The following is a 25,913-nucleotide window of genomic DNA, read 5'->3' as shown; positions in this document are numbered from 1 at the left end:
CATCATGGATGCAACACATATTGGTTTCCCGGCTGAAACCGTTATCGTTTTTGTCACGTTAGCGGTTGGCGCCATTTTTATTGACTTGTTTATGCATCGCCACGACAAGCCGATCTCACTGAAGAGCGCTGCCCTCTGGTCTGTCTTCTGGGTCGTTGTCGCAATGGCCTTTGCCGGTTTTCTTTATCTTCATCATGGCGCGGAGGTCGCTAGCCTCTTTGTGACAGGCTATGCGCTGGAGAAAGTGCTGTCCGTCGACAACCTGTTTGTCATGATGGCTATTTTTTCCTGGTTTGCCGTGCCGGATCGCTATCGCCACCGGGTTCTTTACTGGGGCATCATCGGTGCCATCGTCTTCCGCGGGATCTTCGTTGCGCTGGGTACCGGCCTGCTGAGCCTGGGGCCGTACGTTGAAATCGTCTTTGCGCTGGTTGTGGCATGGACCGCGGTCATGATGCTCAAAAGCGGAGACGATGATGACGATATCGAGGATTACTCACAGCATCTGGCCTACCGCATGGTAAAACGCTTTTTCCCTATTTGGCCGAAACTGAGAGGCCACGCGTTCCTGTTGACCCAGAAGGAGGTCGATGAGGCATTAAGGGAGCCGGAAAACCATGATGTAACCGTCGGGCGCGGTAGAAAAGCCGCCCTCTATGCGACGCCTCTTATGCTGTGTGTCGCCGTAGTCGAACTCTCTGATGTGATGTTTGCCTTTGATTCGGTGCCGGCAATTATTGCGGTCAGCCGCGAGCCGTTGATCGTCTATAGCGCGATGATGTTCGCCATTCTGGGCCTGCGCACGCTCTACTTCGTGTTGGAAGCGTTGAAGCAATATCTGGTTCATCTGGAGAAAGCGGTGATCGTGCTGCTGTTCTTTATCGCGATAAAACTGGGCCTCAATGCGACGGATCATATTTGGCACCATGGATACAGCATTGCAGCGACAACCAGTCTTTATATTGTTCTGGGTGTTCTGGCGTTGGGCATTCTGGCAAGCGTCTTATTCCCGGCAAAGGATGAACCCGAGGTTAAGGGGAATTAATCTCCAAGCCTCCCGACTAAAACCCATAATTAATAATGAGGTTAACTAATGAGTGTTTCTCTTTCGAAAGGCGGTAACGTTTCTCTGACAAAAACAGCGCCAACCATGAAAAATGTGTTGGTTGGTCTGGGCTGGGATGCTCGCTCTACCGATGGTCAGGACTTTGACCTGGATGCGTCTGCTTTTCTGCTGGCTGCGAATGGCAAAGTGCGTGGCGATGCCGACTTTATCTTCTATAACAACCTGACATCAACCGACGGTTCGATAACCCATACCGGTGATAACCGCACCGGTGAAGGCGACGGCGATGATGAGTCCCTGAAGATCAAATTGGATGTCATTCCTGCGGATGTAGATAAAGTTATTTTTGTGGTCACCATCCACGATGCGCAGGCGCGTCGTCAGAGCTTTGGTCAGGTTTCCGGCGCATTTATCCGCCTGGTCAATGACGATAACCAGACTGAGGTTGCACGTTACGACCTGACGGAAGATGCCTCTACCGAGACCGCGATGCTGTTCGGCGAACTTTATCGTCACAACGGCGAGTGGAAATTCCGCGCCGTTGGGCAAGGGTATACCGGCGGGCTGGCATCTGTCTGTGCTCAATACGGTATCAACGCATCTTGATGGAAGCCCGTACTTAATTATTAGCAGGAGCTAAACATGGCAGTTTCTCTCGTTAAAGGCGGTAACGTATCCCTGACTAAAGAAGCCCCTACCATGAATGTCGCAATGGTCGGTCTTGGTTGGGATGCCCGTGTTACTGATGGTCAAGGATTCGATCTTGATGCGTCTGTATTTATGGTGGGTGAGGACGGTAAGGTTCTGTCGGACTCTCACTTTATTTTCTTCAATAATAAAACCAGCCCGGATGGCGCCGTTGAGCACCAGGGAGACAACCGTACCGGTGAAGGTGACGGCGACGATGAGCAGGTAAAAATCGACCTGATGAAAGTCTCTTCAGATGTCAAAAAGCTGGTTTTTTCGGTCACTATTTATGAGGCTGAAAGCCGTAAACAAAACTTCGGCATGGTAAATAACAGCTTTATGCGTGTTTATAACAATGATACCGGTGCCGAGATCGCACGTTTCGATCTGTCCGAAGATGCCTCGACTGAAACTGCGATGATTTTTGGCGAACTGTACCGTCACGGCAGCGAGTGGAAATTTAAAGCGGTCGGTCAGGGGTATGCCGGGGGGTTATCCGCGCTTGCTGCTCAGCATGGCGTGAATATCTGACAACTTGGTTCTGTTACCGCCATGCCGGCGCAGGTTCGGCTAAATACGTTTTTCATAACCCGCAACGGTACCAAACCGTTGCGGGTTTTTTGTGCTATTCATCCGGATAGCTGATGCTGTTGATAAACGCTCAAGGAATGTGTTTATGGGCGACAGGTCGTTTGCTAAAACCCCTGACGGGGTGGAAATGCCGCCAATATGCCTCCTTTGCCGCGGCTAACAGCTCATAATCTCCCCGCGAATCGCCCCAGGCCCTCAGGTGAAATTGACTGAGAGAACCATAGGTTGCTTCAAGCCGGTGGATTTTCTGAATACAACGGCAGTTATGGCCGACGATACGGCCGGTGAGTACGCCGTTAATGCTTTCCAACCGTGTACCGATAAGCTTTATTCCCAGCCTGTCGGCAAAAGGCTGGAGGACGAGCATGGGCGATGCCGAGCATAAGGTGACTTCTGCACCGGAGGAGACTTCATAAGCGACGGCCATCAAACCTTTTGGGCGCATAAGGTGTGTCCAATAGCGCTTACAATACTCTTCGGCTTTGAGTGTTAACCATGCTTCATTAACATCGGTGAGGAATAGGGTAATCAATACTTCTTTCAATTCATCACGGGTGAGTTTTCGCCGCATGCACCTGAGCGTCGGGGTAACGAGTTTTGCCATATTCTTGATAAAGCGTCGTTTGCCAAATGCAAAGCGTAAGAAAGGAAGAAAGCTATCATGCCTGGTCAGAGTACCGTCAAAGTCAAAGACAGAAAGGACATGGTTTTTTGTTTTAATGATCTGGGTCATAAATTATTAAGATGAATAAATTAATTAAATGAATAATAAAAATATAAACCTTCCTGAAGGTGATATGTAATTATTGTAAGTAACATAATGGATATTATATATTGAAGTATGAAATATCAATGCTATTTGTGATTTTTAAAGTGATAAAACTTCTGGGGAATATTTTTTTCGACCGACACCTTTAGTCGTTTTTTAATGTGAAGGATTCATTTCTCTGAACGGATTTCGGTTCCACACTCTGCTGCAGTAGGGCAAAGCGTTGGTGTTGAATAAGCTGATATTATTATCAATCGTGCCGCCAGCCGGCGGGTATTGGCGTGTTACCACGGCTAGCAAGCGCCGCGGTTTGATTCTCTTCATACTCTATTGCCGCATACCGCGGCAATAGAGTTCCTTACCATAAAGCCCAAAATAGCGCGTTAAAACCCGGCCAGCACGATTTTGCCTCGCGCTTTGCCGCTTTCGATCAGGGCATGGGCTTTGCGCAGGTTGTCTGCGGTGATCGGTCCGTAGTGATCGCCCAGCGTCGAGCGCAGGGTGCCGTCGTCGATCAGGCGGCTGACGTTTTGCAAAATCTCGTGCTGGCGCTGCATATCGGCGGTCTCGAACATGGAGCGGGTAAACATCAGCTCCCAGTGCAGCGAGATAGCCTTGCGTTTGAGCGGCATCACGTCGAGGGTTTGCGGATCGTCGATAACGCCCATTTTCCCCTGCGGCGCCAGCGCTTCGATAATCTGGCCGAAGTGTTTATCGGTGTGGGTCAGGCTGGCGACATAGCGCACCTGATCGATGCCGATTTTTTTCAGTTCTTCCGTCAGTGGCCGGCTGTGGTCAATGACGTGGTGCGCGCCGAGAGATTTCACCCATTTGGCGGTTTCCGGCCGCGAGGCGGTGCCGATCACCGTTAGGCCGGTCAGCTTGTGCGCCAGCTGGGTCATGATGGAACCGACGCCGCCGCCGGCGCCGACGATCAGCAGCGCCGCGTCTTCGTCTGGTTTTACTTCCAGTCGGTCAAACAGCAGTTCCCAGGCGGTCAGCGAGGTTAACGGCAGCGCCGCCGCGTCAGCGTCGCTCAGCGACTGCGGCTTGCGGCCGGCGATGCGCTCGTCCACCAGACCATACTCGGCATAAGAGCCGGGGCGCACGATGGAGCCGGCGTAAAACACCTCGTCGCCCGGTTTAAACAGGCTGACTTCTGCCCCGACGGCTTCTACTTCGCCGACGGCGTCCCAGCCCAAGATGCGCGGCGCATCGGTCGGCGCACCGTTGCGTACCTTGGTATCCACCGGGTTGACGGAGATGGCGCGGATTTTTACCAGCAGATCGCGCGGGCCGGGCTGTGGCTTGGGCAGCTCGGTTTCGTACAGCGACTGCGGGTCGGCGATGGGTAAACCGTTCTGGCTGTAAACAATGGCTTTCATCATGCGGTTCCTTATTAATACGACGAATAATGAATGTATGTTAAACGCCGGCCGGTGGGTGAAACATGCCGGACAGAGAGCAGGACTTTCACTCCTGCTGTGAAAATCATTTACAGTGATAGCGTCAGACTTCAAATAATGGGGATAAATGATGATTCGTCTGGAGGACGTTACGCTGTTTGTCCGCTCCGCCGCGCTGGGCAGTTTTTCCAACGCCGCGAGGGAAGCGGACCTGTTGCCCGGACAGGTGAGTGCGGCGGTGCAGCGGCTGGAGCGGGATCTGGATAAGCGGTTGTTTGCCCGTTCCACCCGCAGCCTGCGCCTGACGGCGGAGGGGGAAAAATATCTGCCCTACGCGCTGGAGATGTTGGCGATCGTGCAGGCGGGGGCGGAAAGTCTGCACAATACGGATCATGAATTCAGCGGCGAGCTGAAAATCGCCGTGCCTTCCGACACCGGCCGCAATCTGCTGTTGCCGCTGCTCAATGCCTTCTGTCGGCAGCATCCGAAGCTGACGCTGCGCCTGTCGCTCTCCGATCAGGTAAGCGATGTGTTCCGCGACCCGGTAGACGTGGCGATTCGCTACGGCGTGCTGAACGACAGCAGCTATGTGGCGCTGCCGCTGGCGGACAATAACCGGCGGGTGCTGGCCGCCTCGCCAGACTATCTGGCGCGCCACGGCCGGCCAGAGACGCTGGACGCGCTGGTGGATCACCACTGCATTCTGTTTACCATCAACGGTCACGCCTGGGACCGCTGGCCGTTTTATCCCGAGGAGGGGAGCCAGGAGCTGAAGGTTTACGGGCGGCTGATCAGCGATGATGCCGACGTTGCCCGGCGTTGGGCGGTGGACGGCATGGGCATTGTCTATAAGTCGTGGATCGATCTCTATCCGGATATCGCCGCCGGCAGGCTGGAAGTGTTGCTGCCGCAGATCCCGGGCCAGGCGGCGCCGCTTAACTTTATCTGCCCGCACCGGCGCCAGTTTTCGCCGGCGATTCGCGAACTGTACCGGCAGTTGCAACAGGCGCTGAGCGATATCGCCGGGCGACGGTAGCCGCGCCGGTATGAAGGTCTTCCCCGTTGCGAATGGCGCCTGTTTCCCTTACGGCGTCATTTTATAGGTTTTTTCTTATTTATATTACGGATGATAAACCCTAATCTACTACTCCTAAAATATATATAACCGCCCGGTTCTACAGCATTAATCTTACTGCGGCAGGTTATTGAATCGCTGTTTCCATTCAATTTCTGCACAATTAAAAATCAATATATTTCCAATATTAATTGATTATTTAAATAATACCCTAAGTAATAACCTTTTATTTTGTCGTGGATTGATCGTTTTCAGCGATCAATCAGATCACATTGATCTGCACAACCAATTATCTTTGCGCTGTTTACACGGTTAAGATCGGAGCGGATCGCCGCTGTAGGGCTTTGCCGCTATTTTTTTGCTGACGATCCTTCCCGGCGTGCCGGCATCGTTGTTTATTCGGTGTTAATTTTTCTTGTGTATTCGCTCTTTCGACATAGGTGCGAAAGTAAAGCCCGTGGCATTTTTCCTGAGACGACGAATTATGAGCAGTCACCCCCACGCCGTATTTAACTCTCCTCATAAGGCGTTATTGCCCGATAGTCGTCTCCCCAATGTTTTATTACACCGTGAACGGGTGCAGCGCATATTGGTGATTAAACTGCGGCACTTTGGCGACGTATTACTGACGACGCCGTTGCTCAGTACGCTGCGGGCGAATTATCCCAACGCGCTGATTGATGTGCTGGTGTATGACGGTACCGAGGCCATGCTGGCCGGCAACCGCGATGTTTATCTGGCCTATACCGTGGATCGCAGCCTCAAACATCAGGGGCTGAAGGCGCAATACCGTGGCGAGTACGCGCTGTGGAACAGCTTGCGCACCGGGCATTATGATTTGGTCATCAACCTCTCCGATCAGTGGCGTGCGGCGCTGTACTGCCGCTTCCTCAAACCTACTTTCAGCCTTGGGTTCGCCTATCCGAAGCGTAACAACCGGCTGTGGCGGCGTTGTCATTCTCTGTTGGTCGATACCGAGGGGCATGAGCGGCAACATACCGTGCTCAATAACCTCAGCATTTTGGCGCCGCTGGCGCTGCCGACGCAGGTCACGCGCGTGACGCAATCCTGGCGACAGTGCGATATCGATGACGTGGAGCGGCTTGGCCGCCATTACCGGCTCAGGAATTTTGTCCTGATTCAGCCGGCGGCGCGCTGGGCGTTCAAAACCTGGACGGCGGCCGGCTTCAGCGAGGTGATCAATCACCTGACCGCCAGAGGTGAGACGGTGGTGCTCACCGGCGGGCGCTCGGCCGAAGAGGCGGCGATGATCGACGCCATTCTGGCCGGCTGCATCTCACCGCAGCGGGTGATTAACCTGGCGGGGCGGCTGGACTTGCCGGAACTGGCGGTGCTGATTTCCCGCGCCAGGCTGTTTATCGGCGTGGATTCGGTGCCGATGCATATGGCCGCCGCGCTGCAGACGCCGTCCGTAGTGCTGTTCGGCCCCAGCAATCTGGCGCAGTGGGCGCCGTGGCAGGCATCGCACACGCTGCTGTGGGCCGGTGATTACCGGCCGCTGCCGCCGCCGGAAGCAGTGGATACCGCGACGGCAGAACGCTATCTGGCCGCGATCCCGCCCGGCGATGTGATACGGGCGGTCGACCGGCATTTGGCGCCGTCGGATGCGCCCGCTTCTGTGGGTTGATGACGCTGGTGCGTCGTCGTTTCTCTATGGCGCTTGCGCCACGTTTTTCTTCTCTGCGATGAGTATTTCACTATGGTTTCTGTTCCTGCTCTTACTGTCCCGCAGTACCGGCAACGATTATTCGCCTTTACGGCCTTGTTACTTGGCGCATCGCTGCCGACCTCCAACTTCCTGATGAATGTCGCCCTGGGGCTGGCGGTGGTCTGCCTGTTGTGGCAGCGGGATGGCCGTCAGTGGAGGGCTTTGGCGGTTCATCCGCTGGTATGGCTGCCGGCGCTGATGTTCGCGCTGTTGGCGCTGTCGCTGCTGACGCACAGCCATGCGTATGGGGCGTCGATGGTCGGCAAGTATAAAAAGTTACTGTATGTGCTGCCGCTGGCGCTGTTTTTTCTGGCCGACCGCCGCCTGGCGGCGCATTTTCTCTGCGGTTTCCTGTGGGCCAATGCGCTGATACTGGCCATCAGCCTGGCCGGCGGCGCCGGACTGGCGACGCGCTGGGGCATCAGCCCTGACAACCCGACGGTGTTTAAGCTGCAAATTACCCAGAATGTCTTTATGGCGTTGGCCGCGCTGGTCTGGCTGACGCGCGCCTTTGCCTGCCACGGTATGCGCCGCTGGCTGTACGGTGCGCTGGCGTTGCTGGCGGCGGCCAATGTATTGCTGATGGTGCAGGGGCGAACCGGCTATGTGGCGCTGGTGGTCGGCATGGGGATCTGGCTGCTGCTGACGCTGCGCCGACGGCAGCGGGTGGCCGTTATCGCCTGCGGCGTCGTGGCCGTCGCGATGCTGGCGCTGATCCCTAATCTGGCGATGGAGCGACTGACGCTGGGGGTGCAGCAGGTGCGGCATTGCGTGCTGGCCCCCGCAGCAACGGCTTATCAAGCCTGCGATAACTCGATGGGGCAGCGCACCGCCTTTGCCCGCGAATCGTGGCGGCTGATTCAACAGGCGCCGCTGCTGGGCAACGGCGCCGGCAGTTTCTGGTACGGCAACGCGGAGACCGGCTACAGCGTGCATAATCCGCACAATGAGTATCTGCTGGAAATGGTGCAAAACGGCCTGTTGGGCCTGGCGTTATTTATTGGCTGGATGTGGTGCTGCTATCGTGTGGCCTGGCGACAGCCGGTGCAGCGTCGTAACCTGCTGGTGGCGGTGCTGTGCAGCTATATGGCCTGTCATCTGTTTAACTCGTTCCTGCTGGATTCTTCCGAAGGGCACCTGTTCGTGGTGATTGCGGCATTGCTGGCGGGGTGGGCGGTGATGCCGCGGGAGATGGCGGATAAGAATAGTCACCCTGCAAATAAGAGGGGCTAATTTCGTCATGTTGCCCCGCATTTAAAAACCGTGAGGAACAATGGCCCGCTTACGCCTCTCTGCGGAGAAAGTGTGAGCGGGAGGTCATATTTTAATATATGAAAATAAATAGTGCTTAATAGTAAATAAATAGAATAATTGATTAGCGAATGAATTCTTCTGACTATCCGATGAGAATTTAAATTTAAGATTATTTATATTTATTGTCCGGTTCGTCATGAGGGTTCTGCGTAGTAATTCATTGAAAACGTAAATAATAAATTAGGGGCTTCTAAAAATATCATTATTACTACTAAGGCATTACTTGATTTTTGATAAGCTGGGTGGATAATGCGTCGGATATAAATTTATGAAACGGAATTCATAGCATGAAAGGGAATTTATCCTCGCTTTTATGGCGACGGGCGCTGCCTGTTCCGCTGTTCGCCGGCGTATTGTTGACGCTCTCCATGCCGACGCTCGGTGCGCCGACGCCGGACGGTGTATTACAACATGCCGCCGCGCGGGACGCGCAGGAACAGCAGCGCCAGCAGGAGCGTGAACGCGCGCTGCAGCAGCAGAATGCGCCGCACAGCGACGTACGCCTGAACCGCCCCGATGTCGCGCTGCCTGATTACCCGTCTGATGAACACCCCTGTTTTACCATCAACCGTCTGCAACTGATTGGCGAAGCGGCCGGACGCTTTCAGTGGGCGCTGGACGCGGCGCAAGACGCCAAAGGCCGCTGTCTGGGCCAGCAGGGCATCGTGCTGGCGATCAACAAGGTGCAGAACCGCATTCTGGCCGCAGGCTATGTCACCACCCGGGTGATGGCGCAGGAGCAGGATTTGACCAGCGGCGTGCTGACGCTGACGCTACAGCCTGGCCGCATTGCCCGCGTGCGTTTTGAGGAGGGTGTCTCCTGGCGCGGGCGGTTGTGGAATGCGTTGCCGGCGTCGACCGGTGATATCCTCAACCTGCGTGCGATTGAGCAGGGGCTGGAGAATTTTAAGCGTGTGCCCAGCGTCGAGGCCGATATTAAAATCGCTCCCGGCGAACAAGAGGCGACCAGCGACCTGCTGGTGAGCTGGAAGGAGGGACGCCCGGTGCGCCTGAGCTTGGGGCTGGATGACAGCGGTTCGAAAAGCACCGGCCGCTATCTGGGATCCGCCACGCTGGCGATTGACGCGCCCTTTGCCCAAAACGATCTGTTTTACGCCAATATCGGCAAAAACCTGTTCGAACACGGGCCGTTCGGCAACCGCTCACATACGCTGAACTACGTTTTCCCGATCGGCTACTGGAGCCTGGCCGCCAACTATAACGATTACACCTATCACCAGAATATCCCCAACGCCAACGAAGTGCTGAGCTACAGCGGTAAAAGCGAAAACCTGCAGCTGACGCTGTCCCGCCTGCTGTTTCGTAACCAGTCCCATAAGCTGACGCTCAATATGCGCGCCTATCGTCGTCATGCCACCAATGCGGTCGACGGCTACAACATTGATAACCAGGAGCGTCGCACCGCCGGTTGGGAACTTGGCCTCAACCAGCGCAGTTACCTCGGCAGCGCCACGCTGGACGCCAACCTCAACTGGCACCGCGGCACCGGGGCCTTCGGCGCCAAACCGGCGCCGGAAGAGGCAATGCACAGCGGCAGCGCCCGCGTCGGCTTCGCCATGGGGGATGTCAGCCTGAACCAGCCATTCGCCCTGGGGCAGCAGCCCTGGCGCTATTACACCAGCCTGCGCGGTCAGTGGAGCGCCAACGCCCTGACGCCGCAGGAGCGGATGGCGATCGGCGGCCGCTACACCGTACGCGGCTTCGACGGTGAATTGTCGCTGTCCGGCGAGCGCGGCATGGTGTGGCGCAACGAACTGGCGTGGAACGTACAGTCGCGCGGCCATGAACTGTATACCGCGCTGGACTACGGCCGCGTGGGCGGCCCCAGCGCGCGTCGGCTGGTCGGCAAACAGCTGACGGGGGCGGCGCTGGGCGTGCGCGGCGCGCTGTGGAGGCGCTTCAGCTATGACCTGTTCGCCGGCGTACCGCTGAGCAAGCCGGATGCGTTCCACACCTCGGGCGCCACCGCCGGCTTCAGCGTCAATCTGGAAATTTAATCTGCCGGATGGCCGCGGGCTGTTCACTGGATGGATCTTTTACACGGACGTGACTCATGAATAAACATTGCTATCGCCTGATTTTTAGCCGCACCCACGGGGAGCTGCGGGTGGTTTCCGAACTGGCGCGCAGCTGCAGCGCCGAGCCCGGCCAGAGCCGCGGCGGGCATGCGCCGCGCCTGTGGGTGACGGTGCGCCGGGCGGTGTGGCTGCTGGGGCTGGCATTGTTCACCGGCCCGGCCTGGGCGGGCGGCATCGTGGCCGATGGCCCGGCGGGGCAGCGCCCTGAGGTGATCGCCACCCAGAACGGGCTGCCACAGGTCAATATCACCGCGCCCAACCAGGCCGGGGTGTCGCATAACAAATACCAACAGTTCGACGTCGATCGGCAGGGTGCGATTCTCAATAACTCGGCGACGATGACCTCAACCCAACTGGGGGGCATGATCCAGGGCAACCCGAACCTGAACCCCAACGGCGCGCCGGCGCGGGTGATCCTGAACGAAGTCAACAGCAATAACCCCAGCCAGCTGCGCGGCTTCCTGGAAGTGGCCGGCGGCCGGGCGCAGGTGATCGTCGCCAACCCGGCGGGGATCGTCTGTAACGGCTGCGGCACCATCAACGCCGGGCGCATGACGCTGACCACCGGCAAACCGCAGCTGAACGCCGACGGCAGTCTGGGCGGTTATCAGGTGGAGCGCGGCATGGTGCGCATCGAGGGCGGCGGCCTGAATGGTGACGCCCGGCATGACACTGAATATGTCGATATTCTGGCGCGCGCGGTGGAAGTGAACGCCGGCGTATGGGCCAAACAGGGGCTGAAGGTGGTGGCCGGACGCAACCGCGTCAGCGCCGACGGCAACACGGCGACGCCGCTGGCTGCCGACGATAAAAAACCGGAACTGGCGATCGATATGGGCCAGATGGGCGGCATGTACAGCGGCTATATCCAGATGATCGGCACCGAAGCGGGCGTCGGCGTGCGCAATCAGGGCGGCCATCTGCAGGCGGGCAAAACGCTGACCGTCAGCAGCGAAGGCAAACTGAGCTGGCAGCCGGCAAAACAGGAGGCGGTCACCCAGGCCGGCGGCGATATCCAACTGGCCGCCCGCGACGACATTGACTACCACGGCAAGCTGCACAGCGGCGGCACGCTCTCGGTGCAGAGCCGTGACGGCGAGCTGCGCCAGTCCGGCACGCTGGCGGCGGCCGGCGACGTGCGGCTTAACGCCGCGCGCGGCATCCGCAGCAGCGGCAACCTGCTGGCCGGCAGCGATATTAACAGCCAGCTGGTGCGCGAGGCGGATCTGACGCTGGCCAGCCAGGGCGAGGTGCAGGCAAGCGGTCAATTACTGAGTAAGAAAACGCTGAAGGTCAGCGGCCGGCAGGCCGATCTCAGCCAGGCGACGCTCAGCGCGCGCCGTGCGGAAGTCAGCGCTACGGCAGGCGGCGTGGCGCTGCGGCAGGCCACTGTGGACAGCCGGGAACTGGCGCTCAGCGCGACGGGCGATATCGACGCGCAGCAGGCGCACATCAAGGCCGGGCGCTGGGACGTCAGCGGCAATAACCTGTTCGGACAAGGAGCGATCTGGTCGCAGAGCGGGGACGGCGACAGCCGTTTCGCGCTGGGCGGCGCATTGGATAACAGCGACGGCAGCATCGAAGCCCGACGGCTGCAGCTGGATGCGGCGTCTTTGAATAATCAGCGCGGGCGTCTGGTGGCGCTGGATGACGCAGCTCAGCGCTGGCAGATCGGCGGCTTGCTGGATAACCGCAGCGGCGTATTGGGCGGCAACGGCAGCCTGACGCTGACGGCGGGTGAACTGCATAACCAGGCCGGCGTGGTGCAGAGCCAGTCGGCGCTGGATCTTACCTCGGCGGCGGGGATCGACAACGATCGCGGTCAGCTGCTGGCCGGCCGGCAGCTGATGTTGAACGCCGGCGGTGCGCTGAGCAACCGCGACGGCGATATCAACGCTGCAGGGGTGAGGCTGACGACGCACAGCCTGAACAACGCGCAGGGCCGGCTGGTCAGCCAGCGCGGGCTGCAGCTAACGGCACACGAAGGGCTGGACAACCGGCAGGGGCTGCTGGAAGCGGGCGAAGAATTAACGGTTAACAGCGCGGGCGACTGGGATAACCGCGGCGGTCGCGCTACCGGCGGAAAACGGGCGACCGTTACCGCCCGCCAGATCAATAACGACGGCGGCAGGCTGCAGTCCGGCGGCGCGCTGACGCTCAACAGCGCCGGCAACGTCAGCAACCAGGGCGGGCTGTTAACGGCGCAGCAGGGGCTGAGCTGGCAGGGCGCTGCAGGCAGCCGGCTGAACAACGACGGCGGCAAGGTGCTCAGCGACGGCGATCTGTCACTGCAGGGCGGCAGCCTGAGCAACCGGCAGCAGGGACTGATGCAGAGCCGACAGGCGCTGACGCTGGGTCTGGACGGCGGCTGGGATAACCGGGACGGCACGCTGCTTGGCGGCGGGATGACGCGGGTGCGCGCCGGCAGCCTGCTGAACGCCGGCGGCGCGGTGCAGTCGCTGGACGCGCTGGATATGCAGTTTACCCGCCAGCTGGATAACGGCAACGGCAAGATTTTCAGTCAGCTGTCGCAGACCCTGCGGGCGGAAGATCTGCTGAACCATCAGGGCTGGATGGGCAGCCAGGGCGGCTGGTCCGCCGTCGCCCGGCGTTTTGACAACCGGGACGGCAGCGTACAGAGCCAGCAGGATGCGCAGCTGGCGAGCGACGCGTTGGACAACCAGCGCGGCAGCATTCAGTCAGCGGGGGCGCTGGTGCTGCATATCGGCCAGGATGTGGATAACCGCGGCGGTAAGCTCAGCGCGCAGGGGCAGCTGGCGCTGCGCGGCGCGAACGCGGACGAGGCCGCCGGCACGCTGCACAACGCGGCGGGTCAGCTGCTGGCCGGCGATGCGCTCAGCGTGGCGGCGCAGAGCCTGGACAACCAGCAGGGCGGCCTGCTTTACAGCCAGCGGGCGATGCGGCTGAACCTGAACGGCGCGCTGGATAACCGCCGGGGGCGGCTGCAGAGCGGGGAGCAGCTACAGCTCGACGCGCAGTCGCTGCTCAATGAAGGCGGCACGCTGGATGGCCAGCAGCAGGTGGCATTGCGGATCCTGGGGCTGCTGGACAATACCCGCGGCGCGATCAGAAGCAACGGCGCGCAGCAGGTTAGCACGCAGCAGGTCGAGAACCGCGAAGGTGTATTCAGCAGCCGTGGCTCGCTGGCGCTGAGCGCCGGGCGGCTGGATAACCTGAACGGCACGCTGATTGGTCAGGGCGACGGCGACTACCGTATCGACCTGCTGAATAACCAGCAGGGCAAGATCCACAGCGGTCAGGCGCTGACGCTGCGCGGCCAGCAGTTGAACAACCAGGGCGGGCAGCTGGTTTCCACCGGCGTCCAACGGCTGGAGGTGGTGCAGATCGATAACCGCGGCGGCGCCGTTACCAGCCAGGATCGGCTGTCGCTGCAGAGCAGCGGCCTGAACAACCGCGACGGCGGCCTGCTGATGGGCACGACGCATACCGACGTAAGCGCGCAGACGCTGGATAACGGCGGCGGCCGCCTGCAAAGCGCCGGTTCGCTGACGCTGTCGCTGCTGGATACGCTGAACAACCAGCAGGGGCGCATAGTGGCCAACGGCGCGCTGGCGATTAACGGCGAACAGCGCGCCGTCTCCGTCCTGAAGCTGCTGAACCAGGGCGGGCTGATCCAGAGCGGCGCCACGCTGGCGGTGGACGCCGGCACGCTGGACAACCAGGGCGGCACGCTGCTGAGCCAGCAGGCGCTGACACTCTCGCTGCAGCAGGATTACACCCAGCGCGCCGGCGATACGCTCAGCAGCAACGAAGCGCTGACGCTGACGCTGGCCGGCGGCCTGACCAACCTGACAGAGTGGCTGCTGCCGGGCAGCCTGACCGTCAACAGCACGCATATCACTAACCTGGGTTCGCTGGTGGGGAAAACGCTGCGGCTGACGACCGGCGCGCTATTGAACAAGGGGCGGCTGGAAGCCGACAGCATGACGGTCGACGCCGACACGCTGGATAACCTGGCGACGGTGATGGGCGATGACATCACGCTGCGCGGCAAAACCATCGACAACCATGGTCGCGATGCGGTGATCGCCGCCACCGAGCGGCTGCATCTGCAGGCCGGCGAACGTCTGACCAATCGTGACGGCAGCCTGATCTACAGCGCCGGCAGCCTGCATCTGGGCAGCGGCGATTTGATTGAGAACCGGGCGAGCAATATCGAGGCGGACGGCGACGTGACGGTGGAGGCCAAGCGGCTGGACAACCTGCGTGAAGGGCTGGAGATTGAGCGCGAGGCGGAAAGCAGCGACTACAAGTGGCACCGTTACAACTACTACTGGCGTTCTTACGGCTCCAAGGTCAACCCCGACAAAGAGACCATGGCGCCGACCACGCAGAACCTGACGTTCCGTGATGACGCGGCGGCGGACAGCAACCCTTACGGCACTCTGTTGGCGATTGACCCGGCGGGCAAACGCGCGCAGGTGCGGGTAAAAAGCGCGCAGGGAGAGATGCTGGAGGTCTGGGTAAACTACCTGGCGCTGAAGCCGAACGACGACGGCGGCTACGCCATGACCTTCTACGAGACGCGCGGCTTCCGGCAGAACAGCGTGCCGACGCCGTACCACAATACGGTGTGGCGCGAGCACGATCGCGGGCGTCTGGAACAGTGGGACCCGGAAAAGCACCTCGATATCATCAACGCGCCTTTTGTTACCGATTACAGCAACTTCCGCGAGCGCACCACCACCGGCACGGTCACGCGCGACCGGCTGGTTTCCGCCGGCATCGGCGGGCAGATCCTGGCGGGCGGCAATATGGTGCTGCGTATCGCCAGCCAGCTGTTGAACGACGCCAGCACCATCGCCGCCAACGGCAACCTGACGATTGACGGCGACGGCAAGGTGATCAACCGCGGCTATTCGGTCAATGAGCGGCGTCAGGAATATATCGTCGATCACTATGACAAGGATACCCACCACTGGTACCCGACGTTTAACCGCGACGAGACCACGGCGCTGACCACCATTGACGGCATTATCAGCGGCAACGGCAGCGTCGCCATTCGCGGCGCCAGCATTGAGAACACCACGGTCAACCAGGCGCAGATCGGCAGCGTGGAGGCGGCGCAGAAGGCGGCGGAGGCCGAACGCGCGGAGCTGGAGCGCAATCCGCTGGCGGTGACGGTTGACGGCGTGGAGTGGCAGTCCGGCGATACGCAGCTGACCCCCGGTGGCCGGCCGCTGACGCCGGGCGAGCTGGCGCTGACCGACAAGCAGCATCTGGGCGACGTGGCGACCGCGATCCCGGACAATGGCCTGTTCCGTCAGCATCTGGAAGCGGACAGCCCGTATCTGGTGGTGACCGACGAGCGTTTCACCAGCCGCAGCAAATTTATCAGCAGCGACTATATGCTGCAGCGGGTGGGCTACGACCCGGCGCAGGTGCATAAGCGCCTGGGTGACGGCTTCTATGAGCAGCGCCTGGTGCGCGAGCAGATGCTGAAGCTGACCGGCCGGCCGTCGGTGCGCGGTGAAGACGCGATGGCGCAGTACCAGCGCCTGATGAACAACGGCATCAAGGTGGCGCAGGACTTCCAACTGGTGCCGGGCGTGGCGCTGCGTCCTGAACAGATTGCGGCGCTGACGCAGGATATCGTCTGGCTGGTGAGTGAGACGGTGCAGACCGCCAATGGCCCGCAGACGGTATGGGTGCCGAAGGTTTATCTGGCCAATAACACGCTGCGCCTGAACGGCGACGGCGCGCTGATCGCCGGCGGCGAGCTGCAGCTGTCGGCGGACAGCATCCACAACGCCGGCAACCTGTTTGCCGATAAGGCGCTGACCATCGACGCCGGCCAGCTTATGCATCAGAGCGGCGATATCCGCGCCGACCGCATCAACGTGCAGGCAGACAGCCTGACCATGAGCACCAACCTGCAGGACGCGCTGCGCCAGGCGTCGATGAGCGCCAATGACATCAGCCTGAGCGGCGGCGATATCCGTCTGCAGGGGGCGAAGCTGGACGCGACGCACAACCTGAGCCTGAGCGCGCGTAACAACCTGGAGATCGGCGCCGCCAGAAGCAGCCACACGGCGGATCTGCAGGTGATTTCCGGCGCGATGGGCAACCGCACCAGCGGCGGGCTGGAAGAAGCCGGCTCGCGGATGGCGCAGGTCAGCGGCGAGTGGCAGCAGGCGCTGGGCAGCACGCTCAGCGCCGGCAACAACCTGACGCTGAAGGCCGGGCAGGATATTACGCTGCAGGGCAGCCAGGCCAAGGCCGGCGGCCAGCTCGGTGTACAAGCGGGCGGCGACGTTAAGCTGCTGGCGGAGAGCACCACCAACCGCACCAACCTGAAGGCTGACAGCCGCACCTCGTCGGTGAACAACAGCCGTGAGGAAGAGCGTCTGCTGCTCAGCACCCTGAGCGGCGACCAGGGCGTGACGCTGACGGCGGGCAACAACCTGCTGGCGGAGGGCGCGCAGGTTGACAGCCAGGAGGGACGCATCGGCCTGAGCGGGCAGAACGTGACCATCAAAGAGGCGCGGCAGCAGGTTAACGACCGCGACAGCGAGAACAAACGGGTCGGCAAGACCAAGAGCCGGCGCGAGGAAGAGAGTTCGCGCAGCGAGGCGCTGGGCAGCACCTTCAGCGGCCAGAACGGCGTGACGGTGGTGGCGCGCGACGGGGATGTGACGGTCACCGGCAGCACGCTGCACAGCGACGACGGGGCGATCGCCCTGCAGGCGAAAAATGACGTCATGCTCAACAGCGCCACCGAAAGCGAGGCGACGTACTCGGAAGAGCGTTCCGAGAAGAAAGGCTTCCTGAAGAAGCAGAGCAGCCGCACGGTGAAAAACGACCGGGTGACGCGCGAGAAGGGCAGCCTGCTGAGCGGCGACAGCATCAGCATCAGCGCCGGCAACGATCTGACGGTGAGCGGCTCGGCGGTTGTCGCAGACCATGACGTCAACCTGCAGGCGGGCAACAACGTCGATATTTCCGCCGCCACCGAGACCGACGCGCACTACCTGCTGGAAGAGAAGAAAAAGAAAGGGCTGCTGAGCGGCGGCGGGCTGGGCTTCACCATCGGCAGCCAGTCCAGCCGGCATCAGATTGACGAGAAGGGCACCACCCAGAGCCAGAGCGTCAGCACGGTGGGCAGCAATCAGGGCAACGTGAACATCACGGCGGGCAAGCAGCTGCATATCGGCGGCGCCGATCTGGTGGCCGGCAAGGATATGACCCTGAGCGGCGACAGCGTGCAGATCGACCCGGGCTATGACCAGCGCACCCGTACGGAAACCTTCGAGACCAAACAGAGCGGGCTGAGCGTGGCGCTGTCGGGCGCGGTGGGCAGCGCGCTGAATACCGCGGTGAGCACCGCCCAGCAGGCGCGCAAAGAGAGCAGCGGCCGGCTGCAGGCGCTGCAGGGCACCAAGGCGGCGCTGTCCGGCGTACAGGCGATGCAGGCCAATGAGCGGGTCGGACTGGAAGACGGTGAAAAAGGCAGCGGCTTTGCGGTGAGCGTATCGCTCGGCAGCCAGAAGTCTTCGTCGACGCAGAAGCAGGAACAGAGCATGGCCAGCGGCTCAACGCTGAATGCCGGTAATAACCTGACGGTGACCGCCACGGGCAAACACGGCGAGGCGGGCAGCGGCGATATTGCTATCGGCGGCAGCCAGCTGAAGGCCGGGGGTGACGTGACGCTGGACGCCCAGCGCGATCTGCTGCTGAGCGGCGCGGCGAACATGCAGAAGACCGAGGGCAGCAACAAGAGCAGCGGCGGCAGTGTGGGGATGAGCCTGGGCGTGGGCAAGAACAGCGGCCTGAGCATCTTCGCCAACGCCAACTCGAGCAAGGGTTCGGAACACGGTGATGGCACCAGCTGGAACGAGACCACTATAGACAGCGGCAACAAAGTCACGTTGCACAGCGGGCGCGACACCACGCTGAAGGGCGCGCAGGTGAGCGGCGAGCAGGTGAGTGCGGACGTCGGGCGCAACCTGACGTTGCAGAGCCAGCAGGACAGCGATCGCTATGACGCGAAGCAGACCAGCGTCAGCGGCGGGGTGAGCGTGCCGATCGGTGCGGGCAGCGGTTCAGCGAACCTGAGCGCCAGCCGCGACAAACTGCACAGCAACTACGACAGCGTGCAGGAGCAGACGGGGATCTTTGCCGGCAAGGGCGGTTTTGATGTCAAGGTGGGCGAGCACACCCAGCTGGACGGGGCAGTGTTAGCCAGTACGGCGGACAAGGAGAAGAATCGTCTGGAGACGGGGACGCTGGGGTGGAGCGACATCCACAACAAGGCGGACTTTAAGGCCGAGCACAGCGGCGGTTCGCTGAGCACCGGCGGCCCGGTGGGTAAAGATTTGCTGACCAACATGGCGGGCGGCATGCTGTCGGGTGCTAATAACAGCGGTCATGCGGAAGGCACCACCAAGGCGGCGGTGAGCGAAGGGACGATTGCCATTCGCGAGCAGGATAAACAGCAGCAGGACGTGGCGGAACTGAGCCGGGATACGGAGAATGCCAACGGCAGCATCGGGCCGATCTTTGATAAAGAGAAGGAGCAGAACCGGCTGCGGGAAGCGCAGCTGATTGGCGAGATTGGCGGTATGGCGATGGACGTCATCAGCACGCAGGGCGATCTTATCGGGCTGAAGGCGGCGAAGGAAAAGCATCAGGGACTGAGTGCGGATGAGCTGCGGGAGACGAAAGAGTACCAGGCGGCGATGAAGGAGTACGGCACGGGCAGCGATCTGCATAAGGCGGCGCAGGCGCTGACCGGGGCGCTGACGGCGCTGGCGGGCAACAACCTGGCGGGTGCGCTGGCAAGCGGCGCGTCGCCGTATCTGGCGACGGAAATCAAGAAGCGGGTGGGTGAAGATAACGTTGCGGCGAACGCGATGGCGCATGCGGTGCTGGGGGCGGTGACCGCGCAGTTGAACAACCAGTCGGCGGTCGCTGGTGGGTTGGGGGCCGGCGGTGGCGAGCTGGCGGCACGGTATATCGCCGGCCAGCTGTTCCCGGGCAAGAAGGCAAGCGAGCTGAGTGAAAGTGAGAAGCAGCAGGTGAGCGCGCTGAGCCAGTTGGCGGCAGGACTTGCGGGCGGACTGGCGACGGGCGATACTGCAGGTGGCGTGACGGCGGCGCAGACCGGGAAGAATGCGGTTGAGAATAACTTGCTGGGTGCGATTGCCGGCGGTGTTGCAGAGGGCGCAGTGGTTGCGGGCGGTGTTGGCCATGGTAGTCAATCGTCAAACAACGCTGATGAAGCCTGGGATGCTGACGATGGGAGCTATGACCCAAGCAAATCTCGTGAAGAGAATGCGCGACAACCGAATGTGGCGCAGGATCTGACGGATGAAGAGAAAGCAGAGTTGGGTGGAGCAGGATCTGGAACTCCGGGCGGTCATGGGCCGGAGGATGAAGAGAATGCGCGGAACAGTGAAAAGCAGAATATTACCGTTGAGGATTTAACCTCGACATCATCGAAAGGTAATGAGACTACAGGTCGTTCAAAACTCTTTGAAAGAACAGGCGGTAGTAACGCTGCTAATAAGGAGTTCGATGCCTTATCTCCTACAGAAATTAAAGACATACCAGGTGGAAGAGTCGGTAAGCTACCTGATGGGCGAATGGTTATAGTACGTGAGCGTAGCACTGATGGTCGTCCAACATTGGAGATCCAATCAGGGAAGAATAGGATCAAGTTTAGGTATGACGAGTAGCCATATATGACTGAAAAATTGATTAAAATCCCCCTTTCTGAGGGTTCTCTTCAAGATAGCCAACTAGAGGATTTTCACTATTCCTCTGGTTCCCTTGAGCTGATTCTCTCTTCTGAGAATAATGCAGAAGGCAGCAAAGTTAAGGTGTTGTTCGATTGGATTTATTCCTTCCGAGTGACTGATGAAGGCGACCTATTGAAAATGCAGGAAGAGCAGAAAGGGGAGATGCTTACTGGGCTTTATCGCGTTGAAAAATCTAAGTATCTAGAATGGTTTAATGAGCAAAATGGTAATGTGCACGATGGAATCGTTCATTATATGCTCTCGACGGTGGACGATGTTATAGATATCTTAGCCTCCATTAGTCCTTCAATATCAATCAGTAAGTAACATTATCTCCGGCAAGTGACTGGAGTTAATGTTACCTAAACGCGTTCACTTCCTGTCATCGCAGCCCGGCCATTGAGCCGGGCTTTTTTATGCAAGTCAGTCGACAGAGCTAAGCCATATAGTCAAAAATTGATTACAAACTTATATACGAAATTATGCAAAAGTGAATACAACGAAACCTGCAAACTAATCGCTTAATCGGTGAAATTGATCGATCTATAATCCAAACACATAAAAAATTTAGCAACCAAAAGAGAGTGATTGAAAATGGCCTTTGTCTCTTTATCTAATATTGCAGCGAAGACCGGGCGTATAGCTCAGAGCAATCACGTCACGGTCACACAAAACAAACGGGCGAAGACAGGTGCTGTTGAACTGGGCTTCCGTCTCAGCCGTTCAGCGATGGACGCAGCGGGTATCAACATTGGTGACCGCGTTGACATCCTTCACGATGCAGAATCTTCGTTATGGATGATAAAAAAAGTTACTGACGGTGGTTTCGCTGTGGCTGGTCAGAAAAATAAAGCGGGAGAGTACTCATCTTGTGCCATCCGCCTGACAATGCGCCCTGGCTTCCCGCGTCTGTCGGACGATGATGATGCATCAGAAAAACAGTTTTCACAGGATTCAGACACGCAGATGGAGAAAGGTCAGATTATCTTCAGGCTGGGTGATGAGTAGGAAGGCAATGTAAGGAAGCAAAGGCAGGGAACAGATCTATAGTTTGGCGACTTGCTCTGAACCCTGCCTTCTCTGACCATCGTAATTCCAGAAAGGTAGTACGAAAGGTTGTGCCTAATATTAGGCTCAACAGTGTACTTCTGGCTAGCATTTTCAGGTTAAGTAATTTTAACCATGGTGCTGTCATGGGTGTTGCGAATGGTCATCCTGAATGTCTTATTGTTTAAAATCAATAGAGAATAGGTGTCCATATGGCTCTTTTAGAAGTCCCTCCCTCCGTTGCCCGTACAGAATTAGGCAACATGTTCTCTTCAAATCCTGCCATGTTGTTGCAGATTAACGCTATGCGGGACTCACTCGTAGTGGTTCTGTGTTCCTTGCTGCGTGGAGATCGGCTGACGACTGCGGGTAATAATGTTCCGGCTGACTATGAAGTATTACGTCTCTCTGCTGCCATCGAAGATCTGGAGAAAAAGTATTTTATTCCAATCCAACATCGCAATGTAAGTACGGTATCTGTTGTTGCTGGCGGCAAAAAAACCAATCAGATGTATTACGACATGGATAAAGATGTAATCGCTCGGCTGCAATCAGATCCAGAACCTGTGCTCAGGGAGCAACGAAAAGATCTTTCTTCCAAAGAATGGATGAGGAAACAGAAGAAACTTGATGATTTACTCAAGAATCACGGTGGAGTTACAGAGACCTTCTTGACTCTAGTTCACCATGCATACAAGGATAAGCCGTTGAGCAATGAAAAGTGGGCAGAGCTTGAGGCGAAGTTCAGGGATTTACTGAATGGACTGGATGCAGCGTAATATTATACTGAATTAAACAACAGCCCCGGCTTCAAGTCGGGGCTGTTGCGTTGTAATAACCGTTACGTTATTGAAAGGATCAGTGGGAGGGTGAAAATGATGTTCATACGTCCCCCTCCGTGGTTGGCGCTATGCGGATGATCAACTGACCAGGTTCGGTGATCACCTCGATCTTCTGCCCGGTGGTAAAGCCCAGCGGCTCCAGCCATTTACCGGTGAGGGTGAGCTGCGGGGGCGGGTTGGGCCTGCCGCCGTTGGGGCGATAGCCGATAATATGTCTGCGGGCTTGGGGTGTGGCGGGTTCTGACTTATGATGTTGCTAAGCCATATCAATGAGTTGCGCTGAATACGGCGGTGAGCACCGCCCAGCATACGCGCAAAGAGAGCAGCGGCCGGCTGCAGGCGCTGCAGGGCACCAAGGCGGCGCTGTCCGGCGTACAGGCGGTGCAGGCCGGGCGGATGGATGCGGCGAAGGGTGACGATCCGTCGAACAATAATTCGGTGGGGATCAGCCTGTCTTACGGCAGCCAGTCTTCCAAGTCCGTGCAGCACAGCGGGCAGAGCTCCGCGCAGGGTAGCAGCCTGACGGCGGGCGACAACCTGACCATCCGCGCCAGAGAGGGCGACGTCAACGTGACGGGCAGCCAGCTGCAGGCGGGCAAGGACGTCAGTCTGGAAGCGGCGCGGGATGTGAACCTGGTGTCGGCGAAGAACAACGAGGTCCTGACTGGTAAAAACAGCAGCAAGAGGGCAGCGTCAGCCAGTGCGTTAACCTTGTCGCGACATCAAAAAACCACCGGCGGTACAGTTTGCCGGCTCAACGTCGCCGCCCGCTGCAAGGCGTGCCGATCGCCTTGCTCGCTTTCGGTTTTTTCCCCGGAGAAAGTACGCAGCGCCAGCATCTTGCCGACTTTTTCGCCGTCAACGGCAAACAGCTGCTCGGCCTGGGTGCCCATATGCGTTTTGGAGGTGACATAAATCGCAGGCCGGTTGTTAACCGTGACGAAAGCGGCCTTGCCGAGCGCCCTGCCATAATAGCGCACGGCCGTCATGCCTGAGAACGTCTCGTTGGCCCCGATGCGCACCAGATAAGGCTGTTCATCAAACCCGGCGTCGACAATCAGATTGACCACGCACAGATCGTTGGCGCAATCGACGATGTGTAATTTGGGTTTTCGCCCTTCCTTGATGACGTTGGTCCAACCGCCTTTTTCCATGCTGTCGCTATAGGCCTGATAAAACGCGGAGCGAAAGGCGTCTTGCCTGTCCGGCGTCAGCGTTATCGGGGCGGCGTTGGCAAGGGCCGGCAGGCAGGCGGTGATGCCGAGCAGCACTCCGGCCAGTTTTCCGAACCATTTATTGCTGTTGGCTGATTGTCGGTAAGGCATGCGGCGTTCCCTCTCATTGAAAAATATCTCGGCGCCACAAAAGTGTAGCAGCGCCAGAGAGGGGATGCTTGACTACGCTCCCGGCCCGATCAACTGCCGCTGGACTGCCGCGCCGGGCATCATCGCCTCCAGTCCCTGGATCAGCGCGTCGCCGGCCTGCTGCAGCGCCTCGAGCGGCATCTCCGGCAGGCTTTCGAGGATAAACCACATCAGCGGGCTTTCCACGCTCAGGCGGGTTCTGACGCCCTGACGCCAGTTCCAGCGCCGGCAGGTGACGCCGGTATCATCACGCCATACCACTTCCCCCGCTTCCGGCGCTTCGTGGGCCGGCTGCCCCTCTTTGATGGTGTCGAACAGCTCTGTGCCGTCGGCGATGACCAGCCGCGGCTGACCGGCGTAGGCGGCCAGGTTCTCGCCGCCGACCGGCACCGCATAGCGCAGGCTGACCGCGTTGTAGAGATCCACCACCGGGTCGATGGCGGGCATCATGCCGTCGCGCTGTACGCGTTTGCGCAGCGCCAGTGCCGAACAGGGGGTGCGTTTGGGTTTGGCGCCGAATGCCTTGAACACGTTATCCCAGGCCGCCAGATGCGCGTCCGCCCACGTCGGCTCGCCGGCCATCACCGCCTGGCAGGCCTGCTGCAGCGCGGTTTCCCCGACGTCAGGGTGGCGTACCGGCGCGGGTTCCACCAGAATGCTCAGCGCCCGGAAGGCTGGCGCAAGGCGGGTAATCTGCGGATCGATTGACGGGGTGACGCTAGGCATAGAATAATCCTGTAATGACCAATTTATTGCATACTAGCGACCAATGACCAAAAAAGTCAATAAAACGACCGAGGCGGGGGCCGATGTCGTCTCGGTAAGCGCCGCCGTCGCCGGGCGTATCCGGGAGTTTCGCCGTCAGCAGAAGCTGTCGCTCGACGAACTGTCGCGCCGCGCCGGCATCAGCAAAGGCATGCTGGTGGAGGTGGAGAAAGCGCAGGCTAACCCCAGCATCGCCATTTTGTGCAAAATCGCCGCCGCGATGGGGCTGTCCGTCGCCGATATTGTCGATGTCGCCAGTAAACCGCAGGCGCACCTGATCCCACAGCAGGATATCCCCACGCTGTGGCGCGGGCCGCAGGGCGGCAGCGCCCGGCTGCTGGCCGGCACCAGCGGCCCGGATATGCTGGAGCTCTGGCGCTGGGACATGCAGCCCGGTGAAGATTTTGCCTCAGAGGGGCATCCGGCAGGCACCACGGAACTGCTGCATGTTGAAAGCGGTAGTCTGACCGTGCAGGTCGGCGATGTGTCGCTGACGGTGCCGGCGGGCAGCTCCGCCGTCGCCAAAACCGATGTGCCGCACGCCTACCGCAATCAGGGCGCGGATGTGCTGGTGTTCACCATGACGGTGATGGAACGCCATATTTATCAGTAGCCTGATAACGTGATAGCGGCCGTAGTGGCCGCCGCCGTTGCCGTGATTTACCGCTTGTAAAACATTTGGTGATATGTGAGCCAGCACTTTTATCACGATGAACTATAGTTAACCTTCATCACGGAGGGGGAGCTATGCGCTTTATCGTCATCAGGCATGCAGAATCACAGGGAAGTCGCGAAGGGATCATTCAGGGACAGCATGACAGCCCGGTGACGGCCGATGGCTATCGCCAGATCGCAGCACTGATGGCGGCGCTGAAAGACACCACGCTGACGCAGATTTTCAGTTCTCCTTCCGGCCGGGCAATGACCACCGCGCAGGCGCTGGCGGCGCACTGCAAGTGCGTTGTGCGCAGCGATGAGCGCCTCTATGAACAACATTTCGGTTGTTATCAGGGCCAATCCTACCATCAGGCCATCTCCAGCGACCCAAGCGGTTTCGCCCGTATTTTTGCCGGCGAACCGACGGCGACTGCGCCGCAGGGCGAGTCGGCGCTGCAGGTGGTACAGCGGCTGATGTCTTTTTTCCGCAGTTTCCCCGCCGGCTCCTGCGGCACCGCCGGGGTGGTGACGCACGGCCATGCCATTCAGGCGCTGATCTGGCAGTTACAGGGCGCCAACCCCAAAGAAGAAACCAGCAAGTACGGCCATCTGAGCGGCAGCTATTCGATTGTTGAAGCCGGCAGTCAGGGGCTGACGCTGCAGCACTGGGGCATCGCCAGCCATTTACGCGCGTTGCGCCGCTCGCCGATCTGAGCAACG

Annotated in this window: 18 protein-coding genes and 1 pseudogene; 14 read left to right on the top strand and 5 right to left on the bottom strand. The window is 59.2% G+C overall.

Features of this window, described 5'->3' with window-relative positions:
* Nucleotides 1-4 precede the first annotated feature (4 nt).
* From HF675_RS23010 to HF675_RS23000, 3 genes are read left to right on the top strand one after another with little or no spacing between them, the layout of a single operon-like run.
* Complete coding sequence (locus tag HF675_RS23010; RefSeq protein WP_105229285.1) at nucleotides 5-1,045, top strand: TerC/Alx family metal homeostasis membrane protein; 1,041 nt, start codon at nucleotides 5-7, stop codon at nucleotides 1,043-1,045.
* Between the two features lie 48 nt (nucleotides 1,046-1,093).
* Complete coding sequence (gene terD / locus HF675_RS23005) at nucleotides 1,094-1,672, top strand: tellurium resistance membrane protein TerD (protein ID WP_105229286.1); 579 nt, start codon at nucleotides 1,094-1,096, stop codon at nucleotides 1,670-1,672.
* A 36-nt stretch (nucleotides 1,673-1,708) separates the two neighbouring features.
* Nucleotides 1,709-2,284, top strand: coding sequence for a TerD family protein (locus HF675_RS23000; protein WP_105229287.1), 576 nt, complete (start codon nucleotides 1,709-1,711; stop codon nucleotides 2,282-2,284).
* A gap of 130 nt (nucleotides 2,285-2,414) precedes the next feature.
* On the opposite strand, the gene HF675_RS22995 is transcribed toward HF675_RS23000, so the two are convergent.
* Together HF675_RS22995 and HF675_RS22990 are read right to left on the bottom strand one after the other, a co-directional pair.
* Nucleotides 2,415-3,077: an HAD-IB family hydrolase gene (locus HF675_RS22995; RefSeq protein WP_187043840.1), complete on the bottom strand. Its 663-nt coding sequence runs from the start codon at nucleotides 3,075-3,077 to the stop codon at nucleotides 2,415-2,417.
* Nucleotides 3,078-3,496: 419 nt separating this feature from the next.
* A complete protein-coding gene (locus HF675_RS22990) occupies nucleotides 3,497-4,498 on the bottom strand; it encodes a zinc-binding alcohol dehydrogenase family protein (protein WP_187044790.1) in 1,002 nt (333 codons plus the stop codon).
* A 151-nt stretch (nucleotides 4,499-4,649) separates the two neighbouring features.
* Between HF675_RS22990 and HF675_RS22985 the strand changes: the two genes are divergently transcribed.
* From HF675_RS22985 to HF675_RS22950, 8 genes are all read left to right on the top strand, one after another.
* Entirely contained in the window at nucleotides 4,650-5,555 is a 906-nt protein-coding gene (locus HF675_RS22985) for a LysR family transcriptional regulator (protein WP_187044791.1), read from the top strand.
* Between the two features lie 523 nt (nucleotides 5,556-6,078).
* On the top strand, nucleotides 6,079-7,242 hold the full coding sequence (gene rfaQ, locus HF675_RS22980) for a putative lipopolysaccharide heptosyltransferase III (RefSeq protein ID WP_105229290.1): 1,164 nt from the start codon (nucleotides 6,079-6,081) through the stop codon (nucleotides 7,240-7,242).
* A gap of 72 nt (nucleotides 7,243-7,314) precedes the next feature.
* Nucleotides 7,315-8,556 carry an O-antigen ligase gene (locus tag HF675_RS22975; RefSeq protein ID WP_187043839.1) on the top strand — a complete coding sequence of 414 codons (1,242 nt, stop codon included), beginning with the start codon at nucleotides 7,315-7,317 and terminating at the stop codon, nucleotides 8,554-8,556.
* A gap of 368 nt (nucleotides 8,557-8,924) precedes the next feature.
* Nucleotides 8,925-10,655, top strand: a complete 1,731-nt coding sequence (locus tag HF675_RS22970) for a ShlB/FhaC/HecB family hemolysin secretion/activation protein (RefSeq protein WP_187043838.1) — start codon at nucleotides 8,925-8,927, stop codon at nucleotides 10,653-10,655.
* Between the two features lie 56 nt (nucleotides 10,656-10,711).
* Nucleotides 10,712-20,455, top strand: a complete 9,744-nt coding sequence (locus tag HF675_RS22965) for a hemagglutinin repeat-containing protein (protein WP_255427314.1) — start codon at nucleotides 10,712-10,714, stop codon at nucleotides 20,453-20,455.
* A gap of 6 nt (nucleotides 20,456-20,461) precedes the next feature.
* Nucleotides 20,462-20,845: a hypothetical protein gene (locus HF675_RS22960; RefSeq protein ID WP_054305992.1), complete on the top strand. Its 384-nt coding sequence runs from the start codon at nucleotides 20,462-20,464 to the stop codon at nucleotides 20,843-20,845.
* 267 nt (nucleotides 20,846-21,112) lie between these two features.
* A complete protein-coding gene (locus HF675_RS22955) occupies nucleotides 21,113-21,526 on the top strand; it encodes a hypothetical protein (RefSeq protein WP_054305991.1) in 414 nt (137 codons plus the stop codon).
* 251 nt (nucleotides 21,527-21,777) lie between these two features.
* Nucleotides 21,778-22,344, top strand: coding sequence for a hypothetical protein (locus tag HF675_RS22950; RefSeq protein WP_187043837.1), 567 nt, complete (start codon nucleotides 21,778-21,780; stop codon nucleotides 22,342-22,344).
* Nucleotides 22,345-22,447: 103 nt separating this feature from the next.
* Here the strand turns inward: HF675_RS22950 and HF675_RS22945 are convergent, their stop codons facing one another.
* Nucleotides 22,448-22,618: a SymE family type I addiction module toxin gene (locus HF675_RS22945; protein WP_187044789.1), complete on the bottom strand. Its 171-nt coding sequence runs from the start codon at nucleotides 22,616-22,618 to the stop codon at nucleotides 22,448-22,450.
* Nucleotides 22,619-22,803: 185 nt separating this feature from the next.
* Between HF675_RS22945 and HF675_RS24025 the strand changes: the two are divergent.
* Nucleotides 22,804-23,091 (top strand): annotated as a pseudogene (locus HF675_RS24025) (hemagglutinin repeat-containing protein); the annotation flags it as partial.
* Nucleotides 23,092-23,129: 38 nt separating this feature from the next.
* Here HF675_RS24025 and HF675_RS23905 read toward each other — a convergent pair.
* Both HF675_RS23905 and HF675_RS22935 read right to left on the bottom strand, forming a co-directional pair.
* Entirely contained in the window at nucleotides 23,130-23,732 is a 603-nt protein-coding gene (locus HF675_RS23905) for a hypothetical protein (RefSeq protein WP_255427313.1), read from the bottom strand.
* A 72-nt stretch (nucleotides 23,733-23,804) separates the two neighbouring features.
* Nucleotides 23,805-24,497: a B3/4 domain-containing protein gene (locus HF675_RS22935; protein WP_160029198.1), complete on the bottom strand. Its 693-nt coding sequence runs from the start codon at nucleotides 24,495-24,497 to the stop codon at nucleotides 23,805-23,807.
* A 43-nt stretch (nucleotides 24,498-24,540) separates the two neighbouring features.
* On the opposite strand from HF675_RS22935, the gene HF675_RS22930 reads away from it, so the two are divergent.
* Nucleotides 24,541-25,149, top strand: a complete 609-nt coding sequence (locus tag HF675_RS22930) for a helix-turn-helix domain-containing protein (protein WP_187043835.1) — start codon at nucleotides 24,541-24,543, stop codon at nucleotides 25,147-25,149.
* 134 nt (nucleotides 25,150-25,283) lie between these two features.
* Nucleotides 25,284-25,907, top strand: a complete 624-nt coding sequence (locus tag HF675_RS22925) for a histidine phosphatase family protein (RefSeq protein ID WP_105229295.1) — start codon at nucleotides 25,284-25,286, stop codon at nucleotides 25,905-25,907.
* Nucleotides 25,908-25,913: the final 6 nt, after the last annotated feature.

It is taken from the genome of Serratia sp. JUb9, assembly GCF_014298095.1.
Lineage (GTDB): Bacteria > Pseudomonadota > Gammaproteobacteria > Enterobacterales > Enterobacteriaceae > Serratia_B > Serratia_B rhizosphaerae.
Note: the sequence above shows the minus strand (reverse complement) of the source record. Positions and strands in the feature narration are given on the sequence as shown.